Origin of the sequence: Terriglobus albidus (genome assembly GCF_025685425.1) — a bacterium.
GTDB classification, from domain to species: Bacteria; Acidobacteriota; Terriglobia; order Terriglobales; family Acidobacteriaceae; genus Terriglobus; species Terriglobus albidus.
In genome coordinates, this window is sequence record NZ_JAGTAS010000022.1 from 62,989 (window position 1) to 79,142 (window position 16,154).

The following is a 16,154-nucleotide window of genomic DNA, read 5'->3' on the forward strand; positions in this document are numbered from 1 at the left end:
CCTGTCTGAGGACTTCCTAGACGGTCCAGACGCGGGCCAACTTCGCCCCCTCGAACGCCAAGGCAAAAACGCCCAGACCGAGGCCGGCCGCCAGCGCGTAAACCGAACCATCCAGAAACTTAAGGCTAACATACAGGGCCACTAAAGTGAGTCCCAGGCGCAGGAAAAAGCCCGCCAGAACCAAACCAAGGGACCGCCCTTTTTTCACCGTAGCGTCAGCGTTGGCGTCCATGCGAACCATAATGGCCGTCATGAGCCGGAGCCATTCCCAAAGGCCGCTGGTGCTGATCAAGGCGCCAACCAGCAGAAGAACGGCGGACCGCCATCCCCACTTGAGCCAGACGCCCGCGGCGCCCACCAACGCCAGAATGGTGGCAAGTTTCATGGCGCGCAGGATCAAGCGGCGGAAGTCGTCGTCGGTGTAACTGGCAGAGTCCGGCAGGTTCAATCGTCCCTCTTCATGTAGCGCGAGGCGACGGTGTAGATCTGGATGAATCCGCCGGCCGCACCCACCAGGATGCCCACGACCCCAATCCAGTGCGTCCCCAGCTTGGTGTCGATCCAATGCCCAAGCAGCCAGCCCACCAGGCACCCGATCGGCAGCGCAAACGCCAGCTGAATAAACGACTCTGCCTTAACCAGGTCGCCAAGGACGCCTTTCGGCTTGCCGGGAGTGCGATTTTCCTCGCTCATTGCGTGTCCTATTACACCACCGCGGAAATAATTTCGCACGGAAGCGCAACTTTCCCTTTGGTTGTCGGTCTGTGGGGACATTGGCAGCACGGATCTGGCACGTTCTGCCAATGTTTCTAACCAGCAGTCCTCCCCCAGGGGGACCGCATCCTCGCATGCGGTTCCCTTTGCTGTGTAACGGCCACATTTTCCTCGAAAAATTGGCGGATATACTTGAGTTTTCAAGTCCTTTTGAGAAGCGAGTATTCCTTTTGTTCGAATCAGAGTTTGAAGAAAAGCTGTATGGCGAGCGCATCGAGACGCTGAAGAAGATCAGCGAGCTCGGCCAGCCCCTGTACCCAAACACCTATCCGGTGACGATGACCATTCCGGAGGCACGGGCGAAGTTCGGTGCGCTCTCCGCCGAGGATCTGGAGGCACAGAAGCCGCCGGTCGCCATCGCGGGACGCATCATGGCCATCCGCCTACAGGGAAAGACCGGCTTTGCGACGTTGCAGCAGAACGGCGAGCGCCTGCAGATCTACGTTCGCAAGGACGCTGTCAGCGAAGAACAGTTCGCGCTCTATAAGCTTCTCGATCTGGGCGATCACATCGGCGTACAGGGCTACATCTTCCGCACCCGCACCGGCGAGCTCACCATTCACGTCGAGTCTCTCAGCTTTCTGACCAAGGCGCTGCTGCCTCTCCCTGACAAGTTCTCCGGCCTTGCCGATATCGAGACCCGCTATCGCCGCCGCTACCTCGACCTCTTCACCGATACGGGAGACTTTGAGGAACTGGCTCCTGCCGAAGAAGGAGGAGCTCCACAGCAGGGTCAGCGCCTGCGCGCTCCTTCACGCGAGGTCTTTGTGAAGCGCGCCAAGGTGCTGCGCGCCATTCGCAACTACTTCGACTCGCGTGGATACATCGAGGTGGAAACCCCGATGATGCAGTCCATCGCAGGCGGAGCAGCGGCACGCCCATTCCAGACGCATCACAATGCGCTCGATCTGGATCTCTACCTTCGCATCGCTCCGGAGCTCTATCTCAAGCGCCTTGTCGTTGGCGGCGTCGATCGTGTTTACGAGATCAATCGCAACTTCCGCAACGAGGGCATCAGCACCCAACACAACCCAGAGTTTACGATGCTCGAGTTCTACCAGGCCTACGCGAACTACTGGGACCTGATGCAGATCACGGAAGAGCTGATCACCTATGTCGCCAACGAGGTGAACGGAACCACCATCGCCCGCTTCCCGCTGCCGAAGGGCAAGCGTGCAGGCCAGATGGTGGAGATCGACCTCGCCAAGTGGCGGCGTCTCTCGATGCGTGAGGCGATCATCACCTTCTGGCCTGAAGCTGCGGGTGCGAAGCCGGGGATGGACTCGTTTGCCTCGCGCGATGCGGTCGCCAGTTTTGTGCAGCAGCTCCGCTCAGCCGGCATTGATCTACCCTACGATGCGAAGGAGCCGCTCGGCAGAACGATCGCAACCATCTTCGAGACCATCGCCGAAGAACATCTGGTCGAGCCCACAATCATCTACGACTTCCCTCTCGCGGTATCGCCGCTCAGCAAGGTCAAGCCGGATGAGCCGGAGTGGGTAGAGCGGTTCGAGTTCTATATCGGCGGCTTCGAAGTGGGCAACGCCTTCAGCGAGCTGAACGATCCCGAAGATCAGCGCCGCCGCTTTGAGATGCAACTTGAAGAGAAGGCCCGCGGCGACGAAGAGGCCCACGCCATGGACGAAGATTACGTCCGTGCCCTGGCATACGGTCTGCCTCCGACCGGTGGTGAAGGTATCGGCATCGATCGCCTGACCATGCTTCTGACCGGGTCGCGTTCGATCCGCGATGTCATCCTGTTCCCGCTGCTTCGTCCGCAGCAGAAGCACGGGGAGAAGCAGGAGCATGGGGAGTCTGCGGAATAACAGTCATTCCTGATTCGCATTGAGCCCGGTTCCGACCGGGCTCAATGCTTTTATGAGCGATTCGATGATTTTTTCTGTCAGTCGTTGGCCAACAGCCCTTCGTTCCACTAGAGCATTTTCCCTGTTACTGGGCATCCCGGAAGGGTCGCGCAGTGGCGTTTTCATTGCGGAAAACGCCCGTAGATGCGGAAGCCCTGCACTGCACTTACAGGGAAATGCTCTATCCTTAAACGTGTGAATATTCTTTTTGTCGGCGACATCTTCGGCTCGGCCGGTCGCCGTATTGTTACCGAACATCTGCCCCACGTCCTTGAGACACACACTGTCGACCTTCTGATCGTGAACGGTGAAAACGCCGCCGGAGGCTTCGGCATTACTCCCGCGCTGGCCGAAGAGATCTTCGATATGGGCGCTCATGTCATCACGACCGGGAACCACTTCTGGGACAAGAAAGAGATCCTCGAGTACGTCTCGTCGGTCCCATCCTACTCACACGACCGCGCCCGCCGGGTCATCCGTCCCGCGAACTTCTCGCCGGCAACACCGGGTTTTGGCGTCTACGAAGGCGAGCTTCCCGACGGCCAGACGTATGCCGTCATCAACCTGCAGGGGCGGGTCTTCATGCAGCAGAACGACGACCCTTTTCGCAAGGCCGATATGCTGCTCCGCGATATTAAGGCGAAGGTCATCTTTGTTGATTTCCACGCCGAAGCGACCAGTGAGAAGGTCGCCATGGGATGGTATCTGGACGGCAGAGTGACCGCCGTTCTGGGCACACATACGCATATCCCGACAGCCGATGAGCGCGTCCTTCCCGGCGGTACGGCCTACCAGACGGACGTAGGCATGTCCGGACCGTACGATTCGGTCATTGGGGTCGTGACAGAACTTGTCCTGAACCGGTTTCTGACTGGCGCCCCAGGCAAGTTCGAAGCGGCTAAGGGCAACCCGAAGATGTGCGCCACCCTGATTCGTTGCGATGGTGCGACGGGCAGGGCTAACGGCATCCAACGCATCATGCTGGGGGAGTAGGAGCATTTTCCCTGTGGAGGTACTACAGGGCTTCCGCATATGGTTTTCCGCAATGAAGACGCCGCTGCAGTCCTTTTTCGGCCACCCAGCAACAGGGAAAATGCTCTAAACAACTCGCATCGCACCGGCATCAGAAACAATCTAAACGGTTGCGCTCACCTGTACGATGGATTACAGGTCACATAAGGGTTCTGAAGGATTCTCCGATTTGAGGCTTGTACGCTCTCTCATTTGCTTTCCTGTTGTTCTGGCTGTCGCCCTGGCGGCTCCGGCGGCGCACGCCCAGATCTCATTTAGCTCCGCCATCGACCTTGCCCTTCGCAACAGCCCTAAGGTCAAGATGGCCGAGGCCGATGTCGCCAAGTCAACGGCGGTGCTCGCCGAATCGAGGGATGTCTTTATTCCGTCGCTCAGCGCCGGCTCGGGTCTCGGCTACTCCTACGGCTTCCCTGTCGGTCAGCCGACCCTCTACAGCTTCACGGTGCAGTCCCTGGTCTTCGATCAGTCGCAGAAGAACTACATCCGCGCTGCCCGGATGGGACTTGAGGCGGCCAACTACGCCCTCGCTGACGCACGTCAGGCAGTCGCGGAAGACACGGCACTGACCTATCTCGCTCTTGATCACGATCTGCAACGCCTCGACGCACTGCAGCAGCAACTGGCTTTTGCTTCGAAACTGACGGAGATTACCCAGGCCAGGCTCGATGCAAACCAGGACAGCAGGATCGACTTCACCAAGTCCCGCCTTACCGCGGCCCAGGTAAAACTCGCCCGTCTGCATACTGAGAGCGATACCAATTTCCAGCGGCAGCATCTGGCGAATCTAACCGGACTTCCCGCGGAGGGTCTGAGCACGATTCACGACACCATTCCGCAGCCGCCCGCCCCGGTTGAAGGGCCGCCGGCAACCAACATCCCCGCGATTCAGGCTGCCTATGCCAGTGCGCAGTCGAAGTTCCAGGTTGCCTTTGGAGACTCGCGGAAGCTCTATCGTCCGCAGATTGCCTTCGCTGCCCAGTACAACCGTTATGCGGAGTTCAACAACTATCAGGACTACTACCGGAACTTCCAGAGAAATAACTTCTCTTTCGGTATCCAGTTGAACTGGCCCATCTTCAACGCCAATCTCCGCGCCAAAGCGAGAGAGTCTATCGCAGACGCTGTCCGAGCGCAGTACGACGCAGACCGCATCAAGAAAGAGTTTCTCGAAGGCCGGGCGAAGGCCGTGAATGCCCTGCCGGAACTTGCTGTCCGCACCGAGATCGCCACGTTGGACCGGGATCTGGCGCAAGAGCAACTCGAAGCAGTGCAGATCCAGCTCAACCAAGGCGCGGGAAATCCGAATGCTCCCCCGCCGACGCCGAAGGATGAGCAGAACGCACGTATTCAGGAGCGACAGAAGTTTCTGGACATGTTGGACGCCGATCTCGCGCTTCGTCAGACCCAGATCAGCGCCTTGCGCGTTACCGGTCAGTTGGAGCAGTGGTTGAAGAGCTCTGTCCGGCTCGACAATACTTTGCCGCAAGCACCATCAGCGGCAACCTCGAAGCCCTGATTCGTACTCTTAGCAGAAATATGCGTAATGTATTTCTGGTCATCATCCTCCTCCTAATAGGAGTGGTGATCTACGGGGTGTACCACGACCGCCGGCTGGACGCTCGTCTGAACCAGGTCTTCCCACAGGAGCCGGAATCCGTCGTCAAAGCAGCCATGGGCACTCCGAGCAGTGTCAGCAGCCCCTGTTCTGCCTACGGAACGACCATTACCCTTGGAGACTGCGATCACGTCCTGGTCTATCGATCCTTCTTCTATTCCCTGCATCCGAAGTTCTGGCTCGTATTTGTGGACGCTAAGGGTCTGACCACGGCCACCTCCCGGCAGAACCTCCCTTAGATAGAAATCAAATCGCCCCTGCGCGTACCTGTATAGGTTCCATTCGGAGCTCATGAGACCTCCTGACCGGAAACCTTGGGGAGTTCCATAGCCCCCGAATGGTAAAATCAGGGGTATTACCATGCCGCTGAAAACGCTGTTTCTTAACCCGCCCTCGTTTGAGAATTTTGACGGCGGAGCCAGCTCTCGTTGGCCCGCTACCCGTGAAATCGAGTCGTACTGGTATCCCGTGTGGCTTGCGTATCCGGCTGGAATGCTCGAGGGTTCGCGCCTGCTCGACGCTCCTCCGCACCATATTTCCGCAGAAGAGACGATCGAGATTGCCAAGGGTTACGAGTTCCTGGTGCTGTTCACCTCGACCGTAGGCTGGGCCGGTGACCACGCATTGGCGCAGGCCATCAAGAAAGCTAACCCCAGCATCAGGATTGCTTTTGTCGGACCGCCCGTCACTACTGACCCGGACCGCGCCCTGAACGAGTGCTCGGCGATCGATTTCGTCTGCCGCCGTGAGTTCGACTTCTCTGTCGTCGAGTTTGCGCAGGGCAAGCCGCTGAACGAGATTCTCGGCATCAGCTATCGCAATGCCGACGGCACCATTCAGCACAATGCTGATCGTCCGCAGGTCGAAGACCTCGACCAGATGCCCTGGGCAACCAAGATCTACAAGCGCGATATGGACGTGACGAAGTACAACGTCCCCTTCCTGCTGCATCCCTACATCGCGCTCTACTCTACGCGTGGCTGCCCGGCACAGTGCACCTACTGCCTCTGGCCGCAGACTCTCTCCGGCCATGCGTGGCGTAAGCGCTCGACCGACGATGTCGCCGCCGAGATGAAGTGGGCCAAGGAGAACTTCCCCGACGTCAAGGAGTTCTTCTTCGACGATGACACTTTCAACATTCAGAAGGCACGTACCATCGAGCTGTGCGCCAAACTGAAGCCCCTGGGCATCACCTGGTCCTGCACCTCGCGCGTCACCACTGACCGCGAGACACTGAAGGCCATGAAGGAAGCGGGCTGCCGCCTGCTGATTGTGGGCTTCGAGTCCGGCGATCCGCAGATCCTGAAGAACATCAAGAAAGGCGCCACGGTTGAGCGTGCGCGCGACTTCGTGAAGGACTGCCACGATCTCGGCCTGGTCATCCATGCCGACTTCATCCTGGGCCTACCGGGCGAGACCAAGGAGTCGATCCGCAACACGATCAACTTCGCCAAAACGCTGGACTGCGAAACCATCCAGGTCTCCATCGCGCACGCCTACCCTGGTACCGAGTTCTACGACTACGCCAAGAAGAACGGCTTCATTACGAACGAGGTCATGTCGGATGATAGCGGCCACCAGATGGCACATATCGAGTACCCCGGCCTGCCGACCGAATACGTTCTCGAGATGGTGCACCGCTTCTACGACGAGTACTACTTCCGTCCGAAGGCGGCCTTCCGCGTAATCTGGAAGGCAATCGTCAACCGCGACGTTCCTCGCCTATATCAAGAGGCCAAGGCCTTCCTGAAGCTGCGTTCGCAGCGTAACAAGGTGGTCAAGCAGAAGAAGGCGGAGAATGCGATGAAGCAGCAGGAATCCGTCAGCATGAATGCTTAGCACTCATACAGGCTGTACAACGTGAGGCGGGGCTTTGGCCCCGCCTCACGCTTGCCGAAGGCAGAAAGTTGAACGGATGAGCTCCACGCATCACACACTGACTCCGCAACGCTGGCTGATCCTGATATGCGTCATGGTCGGAGCGGCAGTCGGCGACTTCCTGCTGGCAAGGGGCATGCAGCAGGTCGGGGTCGTCGATGTGCATCATCTTGGAACCCTGTTTACCGCAATCGGCAATCCCTGGGTGATCGGCGGAATCCTGGTTCTGCTGGGCTTCATGGCATGCAATATCACGGCGCTCAGCTGGGCTGATGTCAGCTTCGTTTATCCGGCGACCGCCTTCGGCAATGTAATCACTGCTCTGCTCTCAAAGTTTTTTCTGCACGAAGATATCTCCAAGTCTCGCTGGCTTGGGATCTCTCTGATCGTTGTCGGTGTCGGATTCGTGGCGCAGGGCCCCTCAAGGACAGAACATGCCGAGGAGACACCATGATCGCTTCCGGATCAGGCAACGTCTCTGAAGGACTTCACCCCAGTGAACAAGTTCGTTGGGGAGCCCGAAAGGGTCTGCGGATGCTCTTCCTGATGCTGCTCGTCGCCGTCGTTCTGATGAGACTCGGCGGAGCTTCTGGACGCCTCGGCGTCCTCAAGCAGAACGGAGCTCGGTTTGCTGAACAACACGCACAACTGCTGTAAGGTAAGAAATGGAGTGACCATCGCGCCCTCACCTCTTCAGCGGCCTCATTAGGCTGCTGACATAGCCTCTGACGATCCAGGAGTGTCCTCTGGTTTTCTCGCTGCTTTCAATTCCTTCCATCTCGGCCGGATCCCACTATCTTCGCCAGCATGTGACGGAACACCTTTCGGCGGTCTCACTGCACGCTTGGGTGACGATCTGGACGGTAGTGATCTTCGCTACGGCAGGAGACATCCTGATCGCCGCAGCGATGCGCCGGCTGGGAGACCTCGATGATATCCGCACGAAGTCCGGCCTGGGGGGAGCGATCAAAGCCGTCGTCAGCAGTCCCTTTCTGGGGGCCGGCATCGGCTGTATGGCCATCAGCTTCTTTGCCCTGCTGTATGCGCTTTCGGCTGCGGACCTCTCATTGATTGCCCCCGCGACCGCCTCCCTGACCTACATTGCAACCTCGGCAGGCGCGCGACTCTTCCTGAAGGAACGCGTCGACAAGCGGCGATGGATTGCCGCGCTCTTCGTCTGCGCCGGCGTTGCTTTGCTGACGCAGTAGTTCTGTCCTGCGCCTCTACGCTTCGACCGGTTCCTCGCGCTCCATCACGTGTCCACTGACCTCCGCTCCAGCAGTGTGAGGAAGCGTGCGGATATCCAGCAGGCTTAGAAATGCAAGCGCCGCTACGACGTAGAAGGCATATCTGAAATCGACAACCTGCGGAGTTCCACCGTGCCGGCCATGCAGGACAGCTGAGCCACGAAGCAAAAGCACGCCGAAAGCGACTCCCCCGCCGACGGTCATCTGTTGCATGGTGCTGGCAAACGCAGAGGCCGTACTCAACTTCTCCTTCGGCAGATCCGCATAACCCATCGTCGTCAATGAGGTGAGCTGCATGCTGCGGCCCAGTCCGCTCAGGAAGAGCACAATAAGCACCAGCCAGTGCGGCGTCCACGGCTGCAGCAGGCCGCACCACAGCAACGTTCCCGCGGTAAGTACGCCGTTCCAGAGCAGCACTGTACGAAAGCCGAAGCGGCGAAGCAGTGGTGTGGTCACCGGCTTCATGGCCAGGTTTCCAGCAAAGACAGCCAATGTAAGAGAGCCGGACTGAAAGGCATTGAGACCGAAGCCGAGCTGGAACATCAGTGGCAGCAGAAATGGAGCCATGAAGATGGCGACGCGGAAAGCCGACCCTCCCCACATGACGGCGGAGAAGGTTCGGATTCTCATGACCTCAAGATCGAAGAGCGGATTCGTGACACGACGAAGATGCCAGTATGAGAGAACAGCGCATGTCACCGATCCCGCAAAGAGGATGCATCCGAGTGTCCAGTTTGCGGGCTCGCGCCCGATAAGCTCCATCGCATAGACGAGCGAGAAGCACGTGCCTCCGACAAGCAGAAATCCCAGAAAGTCGAATGTAGGAGGACGTTCTTCGTGGGTGTTTTTGACCAGGATCCAGTTCGCGATCAGGCAGACGATCCCGATCGGTACATTCAGCAAAAAGATCCAGCGCCATGACCAGTGGTCGACGATGAAACCGCCCAGCGGAGGGCCAAGGATGGGCGCGACCAGCGCAGGCCATATCGTCCAGGCAATGGCCATCATGATCTGGTCCTTCGGGGTAACGCGGACAACCATCAACCGCCCGACCGGTACCATCATGGCGCCGCCAATCCCCTGCAGGACACGGGCCAGCGTGAACTCCCACAGATTCTGGCTCATACCGCAAAACACCGAAGCCAGCGTAAAGACAACGATGGCGGAACCGAAGATAGTACGCGCGCCCCAGCGGTCCGCCACCCATCCGCTGATGGGAATAAAGACGGCCACAGCCAACAGATAAGCGGTCATACCGACGTTCACATCGACAGCCGCAACGTGGAATGCCTGACCGATCTTTGGCAGACCAGTGGCGATAATTGTGCCGTCCAGGTTTTCCATGAACAACGCACCGGCCACGAGCAGCGCCACCATCAGCGAGCGCTGCGAGCCGGTCGAAAATTCTTCCATATGTCCCTATTCTCGCAGGGACAGCGCTGTACGGATTGAGAAGCCGCGGTATCGTCTTGATGGCCACTTCGTTAAGCTGGTTCTATGCTGCGCATTCCGTATGACGAACTTGTCCGCACTCTCGTTCTGGCCCTTCGCAACCTCGGTTTTACGCCGGGGCGTGCCCAGGAGTGCGCCAATCTCTTTGCAGAAACCACGCGTGATGGCGTCTACACTCACGGAATCGCCCGTTTCCCTCGCTTTGCGAAGCTGATTCATAACGGCGCTGTTCACCCTGAGGCGTCGCCGACACCGGTCTCGGCCTTCGGTGCACTGGAACGCTGGGATGGCAACTACGGCCCCGGCAACCTGAATGCATGGCACACCATGGGACGCGCGATTGCACTTGCCCAACAGCATGGAATCGGATGTGTGGCGATCCGCCACACCAATCACTGGATGCGCGCCGGCACCTACGGTCTGCAGGCTGCCGAAAGCGGCATGATCGGCATTTGTTTCACCAACACCATGCCGAACATGGCGCCCTGGGGAGGCAGCAAATCCGTGCTCGGAAACAATCCCCTGGTGATTGCAGTTCCCCGGGCGAATGGAGCACATTTCTTGATCGACTTCGCGATGTCACAGTTCTCTTATGGCGCTCTGGACGGCTATGCCGCGCGCGGCGAACAGCTCCCGGTTCCCGGAGGCTTCGATAAGGAAGGCAAGCTCACCAGCGATCCCCAGGCAATCATTGATTCGAACCATCCCCTGCCCATCGGCTACTGGAAGGGCTCGGCGTTTTCGATGATGCTCGACGTGGTCGCGGCGACGCTCGCGTTCGGACAGGCCACGCATCAGGTGTCCCCCGATCCGCTACGCGAGGCAGGTGTCTCCCAGGTCTTTCTCGCGATCAATCCTGCGGCTCTCGGCCCCGTTTCTACCATTGGCGACGAGATCATCGCTTCGCTGCATATCGAGCCAGACGCCAAGGTTCGCTATCCCGGCGAGCGATTGCCGGCCACCCGGACCGAAAACATGGAGAAAGGCATTCCGGTCGACGAAGACATCTGGGAGGAAACCCGTAAACTCGCAGGTCTGGCTTAGGACCCATGGAAAGGCCGTCCCGAGAGTTGCCTACAGGCTTGAGTTGCCTTTTTCGATTTGTCATTTCGGAATGACCGCAGGCAGCGGACAAGTCTGCTTTCTGCCTCTGACCTTGGAGCGTCGAGTATTCGCTTTTCTTTCTCCTGCTATTCTTAGAGGATGGACTTTCAGCTCTCCACCACCTACAAGCCACAGGGAGACCAGCCGCGTGCCATCTCCGAGCTCGTAAACGGTCTGAACGACGGCGAAAAGCATCAGGTGTTGCTGGGCGTGACTGGATCAGGCAAGACCTTCACGATGGCGAAGGTCATCGAGCAGTCTGATCGTCCCGCGCTTGTGCTGGCGCATAACAAGACATTGGCTGCACAGCTCTTTCATGAGTTCAAGCAGTTCTTCCCGAACAACGCGGTAGAGTACTTTGTCAGCTACTACGACTACTATCAACCCGAGGCCTACATTCCCTCGGGCGACCTCTACATCGAAAAAGAAGCCACCATCAATGAGGAGCTCGACAAGTTGCGGCTTTCCGCAACGCGGTCCCTCTTTGAGCGCCGCGACTGCATCATCGTCTCGTCCGTGAGCTGCATCTACGGCCTGGGCTCACCGGAAGCGTATTACGGCATGTTGCTGCTGCTTGAAAAAGGTCAGCAGATCCGCCGCGAAGATATCACCAGGCGTCTGGTCGAGATTCTGTACGAGCGCAATGATCACGACTTCCGTCGCGGCACCTTCCGTGTCCGCGGAGACGTGATTGAGGTCTATCCAACGTACGACGAGAACGCCTATCGGATTGAGCTCTTCGGCGATGAGGTCGAATCTCTTTCACAGATCGACCCTCTCTTTGGGACAGTGAAACAGCGGTATTCTCGCCTGCCCATCTATCCGAAGTCGCACTACGTAGTGCAGCCGGAGCGGAAAAAGTCGGCAATGGACTCGATCCTCGAAGAGCTCGCAGAGTGGGAGGCTCAGCTTGAAAAAGAGGGTCGCATGGTGGAGGCGCAACGTATTCATCAACGCACCCGCTTCGACCTGGAGATGATTAAGTCCGTTGGCTACTGTCATGGCATTGAGAACTACTCGCGCCACTTCTCCGGACGCCTTCCAGGAGAGCCTCCGCCGACGCTGCTGGACTACTTCCCGAAGGATTTTCTGATCTTCATCGATGAGTCGCATGTCACCGTGCCACAGTTGCACGGCATGTGGCACGGCGACCGCTCCCGCAAACAGAACCTCGTGGACTACGGTTTCCGTCTACCTTCAGCACGCGACAATCGTCCGTTGCGCTTCGAGGAGTTCGAGGAGCGCACCGGGCAGATCATCTATGTTTCGGCAACGCCAGGACCGTACGAGCTGACAAAGGCGGAAGGTGTGGTCGTAGAACAGATCATCCGCCCCACCGGCCTCATCGATCCGGAGGTCGAGATCCGACCGGTGAAAGGACAGATTGACGACCTGTTGGGTGAGATTCGAGATCGCGCTGCGAGGAATCAGCGTGTCCTGGTGACGACCCTGACCAAACGTATGGCCGAAGATCTCGCCGGTTATTACACCGAGGTGGGTGTCCGTTGCCGTTACATGCACTCGGAGATCGAGACGCTGGAACGCGTAAAGCTGCTGCGCGATCTGCGTAAAGGCGAGTACGACGTGCTGATCGGCATTAACCTTCTACGCGAAGGCCTGGACCTGCCGGAGGTTTCTCTGGTGGCGATTCTGGACGCCGACAAGGAAGGATTCCTGCGTTCACAGGGCTCCCTTATCCAGACCATCGGACGTGCGGCCCGCCACCTGGAAGGCCGGGCAATCCTGTACGCCGACCAGATGACGGATTCCATGAAGCGAGCCATCGACGAGACCAGCCGGCGCCGTGAAGCACAGATGGCTTACAACGAAGAACACGGCATTACGCCGAGGACTGTTGTTCGCGCCATTGAGGATTCGCTTGCCGTGGTTCTAGAAGCGGATTATGCGGACCTGACGGCAGAAGCAGAAGGTATGCCGGAGTTCGCGACGCAGCAGGAGTTGGACACCTATATCGCGAAGCTCGAAACCGAGATGCGCGAAGCAGCCAAACAGTTCGAGTTCGAGAAGGCGGCGAAGCTGCGCGACACAATCAAAGAGCTGCGGACGAAGGAGTTTCTGTTCAGCTAAGGACGAATCGAAAAATCCCAAATCAGTAGACATTCGTCGCCCATTCTTCGCAGTTTTATCGCGAAGGGTGGGGTCCCCCGGGGAACTTTGTTCGCCGGGGTTTAGTGTGTGGTATCGCGCTTCGCGGGACCGTATTTCTATAACCCTCAGGTTAACCAGAAAAGCCTGGCACGAGCGCTCCGTAAAGAGAAGGCCGGGCCCATGTCCCAAGGGACATGGGCACCCAGTGCATGGGTGATACGAGATCTTATCCCGTCACGGTCAGACCTGTACCAAAGCTCATGGGCATGACGAGACGCTACCGGATCGCATCTACCCTGTTGCACCTTTATTCTGAAGAGAGCGTGTCCCCCAATCTCCAGGTCGGTACCGTTGCACTCATCCATGCTCTTCCAGGGGCATCCAGTTATCTATTCCGTAATCCGGTCGAAACTCTCACGGCCTCTACGGTCGAGGAATTGGAAGAGTTGTTGGGGCGCATCGATAGCGCCGTAGCAAAGGGCCTCTACGCTGCTGGATATATCGCCTACGAAGCGGGCTATGTGCTCGAACCCTCGCTACGCCGCCTGCTATCCCCCCAGCCATTGGCATGGTTCGGTTTCTACAACGATATGGAGAGCTTCACGTACCAAACGGAACCATCGCAAATCGCGATCGAGGATCCCGCCATCACCATGTCTGCATCCACCTTTGCGGACAAGGTCGCGCGCATCAAGCAACACATCGAGCAAGGCGATACATATCAGCTCAATCTGACAACGAAGCTCCAATGGAGCTACACAGATTCCCCTGAAGCGTTACTGCATCACATCCTTGCCGTACAACCCGTTGAGTTTGGCGCCATCCTCAATCTCGGCTCGACGCAGATCCTCTCCGTTTCGCCGGAGTTGTTCTTCCGCCGCAATGGAAACCGCATCACGACGCGTCCGATGAAAGGCACCGTGCAGCGCGGCCGTACTCTTGAAGAAGATCGCGAGAAGATGGCTTGGCTGGCCAACGACGAAAAGAATCGCGCGGAAAATCTGATGATCGTCGACCTGCTGCGCAACGATCTCGGGCGTATCTGTACGACAGGCTCTGTTCATGTCGACAAGCTCTTTGAAGTGGAACGCTATTCGACGCTGCATCAAATGACTTCAACTATCCATGGTGACCTGCGTCCCGGCATAGGCTATGCCGAAATCTTCCGGGCTCTCTTCCCTTCTGGCTCGATCGTTGGCGCTCCGAAGATCAAGACCATGGAGCTGATTCACTCCCTGGAAGAAGAACGGCGCGGAGTCTACACAGGATGTATCGGTTTTATTGCTCCGGGCGGTGAGGCATGCTTCTCTGTTGCGATCCGCACCATCACGCTGAAAGGCGGCCAAGCGGAGATGGGAGTCGGAGCTGGCATTACGTATGACTCCGATCCTGCAGCGGAATATGAAGAGACACGCCTCAAAGGAGCCTTCCTGCAGCAGGATGCAGAGCCGTTTCAGTTGATCGAGACCATGCTATGGGATGGCAACCTTCTTCACTTTCTCGATGAGCATCTAGCCCGCCTGCAGCAATCGGCCGCCTACTTTGATTTTGTCTGCGATGCCGATGCGTTAAGGCATGCTCTCCAACAGAAGGTCCGGACTCTGGCAGGCATGCATCGCATCCGGTTGCTCAGTGACCGCTCCGGTGCTTTCACGATTGAATCTGCCCCAATCCAGCTTGAAGATCGCCCGCTGCGGGTGATGCTCTCCAACATCCGGACACGCTCAGGAGATCTCTTTCTCCAACACAAGACCACCCGCCGCAAGCTCTACGACGAGCAACTTCGTCTCGCGCGCGAACGTGGCTTTGATGAAGTTCTTTTTCTTAACGAAGCAGGCAATGTCACCGAAGGAGCCATCACAAACTTCTTTATCGAACGGGACGGGAAGCTGCTAACGCCTCCGTTGAAAGATGGAGTTCTGCCAGGCGTGTTACGCTCCCATCTCCACCCTGAAGAGCGGTCTCTGAAGTTGGAAGATCTGTTACCGACAGATCGCCTATACCTTGGAAATTCTGTCCGCGGGATGCTCCCCATCGGGTACCTGGAACGGTAACCCTGCACTGTTTACAGGGTTTTCACGAAAGCTTCACCTCCCCGCAGTGGAATGCAACACATGCTTGAGCATGGACGTCGTGTGCTCGCCATCCGAACTGACCATCGTAATCCCTGCCAAGAATGAAGCCGCCTACCTGCCGCGCCTGCTGGATTGTCTGTCCAGACAGGATCTGCCGGAAATGCGCTCCGTACCGATCTTTGTTGCGGACGCCGGCTCGACGGACGGAACCGTTGAATTGGCGATGAGCTTTGCCAACCGGCTCAATGTAACGGTCATTGCCGGCGGACTTCCCTCCGTTGGTCGAAATGCCGGCGCCCGTGTGGCCTCGACCCCATATCTCCTCTTTCTCGACGCAGATATTGAGCTGGACGACACAACTCTGATCCGTCGCGCCGTCCGTCTGCTGCGCCGACGGAGACTGCACTGCCTGACCACCTCGATCCGCTGCATGAGCCGCAATCCCTTCGATCACGCGCTCTACCTGGCAAACAACCTGATGCAGCGCATCGGATCGTTCACCAAGCCGTTCGGGACCGGGATGTTTCTGCTGTTCGATGCTTCGGCGTTCAATCGCCTGGGAGGCTTCGATGAGTCGGCGCTCTTTGCCGAGGACTATCACCTCACCCGGCAGATCTCTCCGCGTCGGTTCGGCATTCTACGTGGACATATCCTGACATCAAACCGGCGCTTCCTCCGCACCGGCCGGCTGCGCATGGTCTTCCTCTTCTTCCGCACCATGCTGAACACCTGGAATGACTCCTACTTCGCAAACGATCATCGCTACTGGGAGACGCCTAGCGAGGCTGAGCAACAATAAACTTTTTGCAGTTCCTATTGCTAATTCCTTGTTGCTAGTTGGATCGAGTCCAAAGCGATTATGCGCCAGATCCCGCCATTCTGAGCGTATGCGGAGGACCTGCCGTGCAGCGGCGTTTTCATTGCGGAAACACCCATACATGCGGATGCTCTGAACTACAACTACAGGGAAATGCTCTAAAAGCAGGTCCTTCACTTCGTTCAG

Annotated in this window: 15 protein-coding genes; 12 read left to right on the forward strand and 3 right to left on the reverse strand. The window is 57.8% G+C overall.

All coding sequences use genetic code 11. From position 1 onward, the window contains the following. Positions 1–16 precede the first annotated feature (16 nt). Together OHL21_RS02355 and OHL21_RS02360 are read right to left on the reverse strand one after the other, a co-directional pair. Positions 17–448, reverse strand: a complete 432-nt coding sequence (locus OHL21_RS02355) for an ATP synthase subunit I (RefSeq protein WP_263415644.1) — start codon at positions 446–448, stop codon at positions 17–19. Continuing rightward, the gene (locus OHL21_RS02360; RefSeq protein ID WP_263415645.1) at positions 445–693 is read right to left on the reverse strand and encodes an AtpZ/AtpI family protein; all 249 of its coding nucleotides are present in this window, start codon (positions 691–693) and stop codon (positions 445–447) included. The genes OHL21_RS02355 and OHL21_RS02360 overlap by 4 nt, the downstream gene beginning before the upstream one ends. A gap of 251 nt (positions 694–944) precedes the next feature. Here OHL21_RS02360 and lysS point away from each other — a divergent pair, with 251 nt between their 5' ends. The 8 genes from lysS to OHL21_RS02400 all read left to right on the forward strand — a co-directional run bounded on the left by lysS (position 945) and on the right by OHL21_RS02400 (position 8,372). After that, complete coding sequence (lysS, locus tag OHL21_RS02365; protein ID WP_263415646.1) at positions 945–2,600, forward strand: lysine--tRNA ligase; 1,656 nt, start codon at positions 945–947, stop codon at positions 2,598–2,600. Positions 2,601–2,834: 234 nt separating this feature from the next. Beyond that, the gene (locus OHL21_RS02370; protein ID WP_263415729.1) at positions 2,835–3,632 is read left to right on the forward strand and encodes a TIGR00282 family metallophosphoesterase; all 798 of its coding nucleotides are present in this window, start codon (positions 2,835–2,837) and stop codon (positions 3,630–3,632) included. A 208-nt stretch (positions 3,633–3,840) separates the two neighbouring features. Continuing rightward, positions 3,841–5,187 carry a TolC family protein gene (locus OHL21_RS02375; protein ID WP_263415647.1) on the forward strand — a complete coding sequence of 449 codons (1,347 nt, stop codon included), beginning with the start codon at positions 3,841–3,843 and terminating at the stop codon, positions 5,185–5,187. A gap of 20 nt (positions 5,188–5,207) precedes the next feature. Beyond that, positions 5,208–5,525 (forward strand): hypothetical protein, encoded by a 318-nt coding sequence (locus OHL21_RS02380; protein WP_263415648.1) that lies wholly within the window; start codon positions 5,208–5,210, stop codon positions 5,523–5,525. Positions 5,526–5,646: 121 nt separating this feature from the next. Continuing rightward, complete coding sequence (gene hpnJ / locus OHL21_RS02385; protein ID WP_263415649.1) at positions 5,647–7,125, forward strand: hopanoid biosynthesis associated radical SAM protein HpnJ; 1,479 nt, start codon at positions 5,647–5,649, stop codon at positions 7,123–7,125. A 76-nt stretch (positions 7,126–7,201) separates the two neighbouring features. After that, positions 7,202–7,618 (forward strand): EamA family transporter, encoded by a 417-nt coding sequence (locus OHL21_RS02390; RefSeq protein WP_263415650.1) that lies wholly within the window; start codon positions 7,202–7,204, stop codon positions 7,616–7,618. Beyond that, positions 7,615–7,821 (forward strand): hypothetical protein, encoded by a 207-nt coding sequence (locus OHL21_RS02395; RefSeq protein WP_263415651.1) that lies wholly within the window; start codon positions 7,615–7,617, stop codon positions 7,819–7,821. The genes OHL21_RS02390 and OHL21_RS02395 overlap by 4 nt, the downstream gene beginning before the upstream one ends. Positions 7,822–7,973: 152 nt before the next feature. Beyond that, the gene (locus tag OHL21_RS02400; protein ID WP_263415652.1) at positions 7,974–8,372 is read left to right on the forward strand and encodes an EamA family transporter; all 399 of its coding nucleotides are present in this window, start codon (positions 7,974–7,976) and stop codon (positions 8,370–8,372) included. A gap of 15 nt (positions 8,373–8,387) precedes the next feature. Here the strand turns inward: OHL21_RS02400 and OHL21_RS02405 are convergent, their stop codons facing one another. After that, positions 8,388–9,824: an MFS transporter gene (locus OHL21_RS02405; protein ID WP_263415653.1), complete on the reverse strand. Its 1,437-nt coding sequence runs from the start codon at positions 9,822–9,824 to the stop codon at positions 8,388–8,390. Positions 9,825–9,908: 84 nt separating this feature from the next. Between OHL21_RS02405 and yiaK the strand changes: the two genes are divergently transcribed. The 4 genes from yiaK (at position 9,909) to OHL21_RS02425 (ending at position 15,950) form a co-directional block, all read left to right on the forward strand. Beyond that, a complete protein-coding gene (gene yiaK, locus OHL21_RS02410; protein ID WP_263415654.1) occupies positions 9,909–10,907 on the forward strand; it encodes a 3-dehydro-L-gulonate 2-dehydrogenase in 999 nt (332 codons plus the stop codon). Positions 10,908–11,066: 159 nt separating this feature from the next. Beyond that, complete coding sequence (uvrB, locus tag OHL21_RS02415; protein ID WP_263415655.1) at positions 11,067–13,055, forward strand: excinuclease ABC subunit UvrB; 1,989 nt, start codon at positions 11,067–11,069, stop codon at positions 13,053–13,055. 344 nt (positions 13,056–13,399) lie between these two features. After that, complete coding sequence (gene pabB, locus OHL21_RS02420; RefSeq protein WP_263415656.1) at positions 13,400–15,130, forward strand: aminodeoxychorismate synthase component I; 1,731 nt, start codon at positions 13,400–13,402, stop codon at positions 15,128–15,130. Between the two features lie 70 nt (positions 15,131–15,200). Next, a complete protein-coding gene (locus OHL21_RS02425; protein ID WP_263415730.1) occupies positions 15,201–15,950 on the forward strand; it encodes a glycosyltransferase in 750 nt (249 codons plus the stop codon). Positions 15,951–16,154: the final 204 nt, after the last annotated feature.

What these genes read in the sequence shown, in the direction of transcription:
- OHL21_RS02360 (WP_263415645.1), bottom strand. Translation starts at nt 693, where the DNA reads ATGAGCGAGGAAAATCGCACTCCCGGCAAGCCGAAAGGCGTCCTTGGC.
- OHL21_RS02380 (WP_263415648.1), top strand. Translation starts at nt 5,208, where the DNA reads ATGCGTAATGTATTTCTGGTCATCATCCTCCTCCTAATAGGAGTGGTG.
- hpnJ (WP_263415649.1), top strand. Translation starts at nt 5,647, where the DNA reads ATGCCGCTGAAAACGCTGTTTCTTAACCCGCCCTCGTTTGAGAATTTT.
- OHL21_RS02390 (WP_263415650.1), top strand. Translation starts at nt 7,202, where the DNA reads ATGAGCTCCACGCATCACACACTGACTCCGCAACGCTGGCTGATCCTG.
- OHL21_RS02395 (WP_263415651.1), top strand. Translation starts at nt 7,615, where the DNA reads ATGATCGCTTCCGGATCAGGCAACGTCTCTGAAGGACTTCACCCCAGT.
- OHL21_RS02405 (WP_263415653.1), bottom strand. Translation starts at nt 9,824, where the DNA reads ATGGAAGAATTTTCGACCGGCTCGCAGCGCTCGCTGATGGTGGCGCTG.
- yiaK (WP_263415654.1), top strand. Translation starts at nt 9,909, where the DNA reads ATGCTGCGCATTCCGTATGACGAACTTGTCCGCACTCTCGTTCTGGCC.
- uvrB (WP_263415655.1), top strand. Translation starts at nt 11,067, where the DNA reads ATGGACTTTCAGCTCTCCACCACCTACAAGCCACAGGGAGACCAGCCG.
- OHL21_RS02425 (WP_263415730.1), top strand. Translation starts at nt 15,201, where the DNA reads ATGGACGTCGTGTGCTCGCCATCCGAACTGACCATCGTAATCCCTGCC.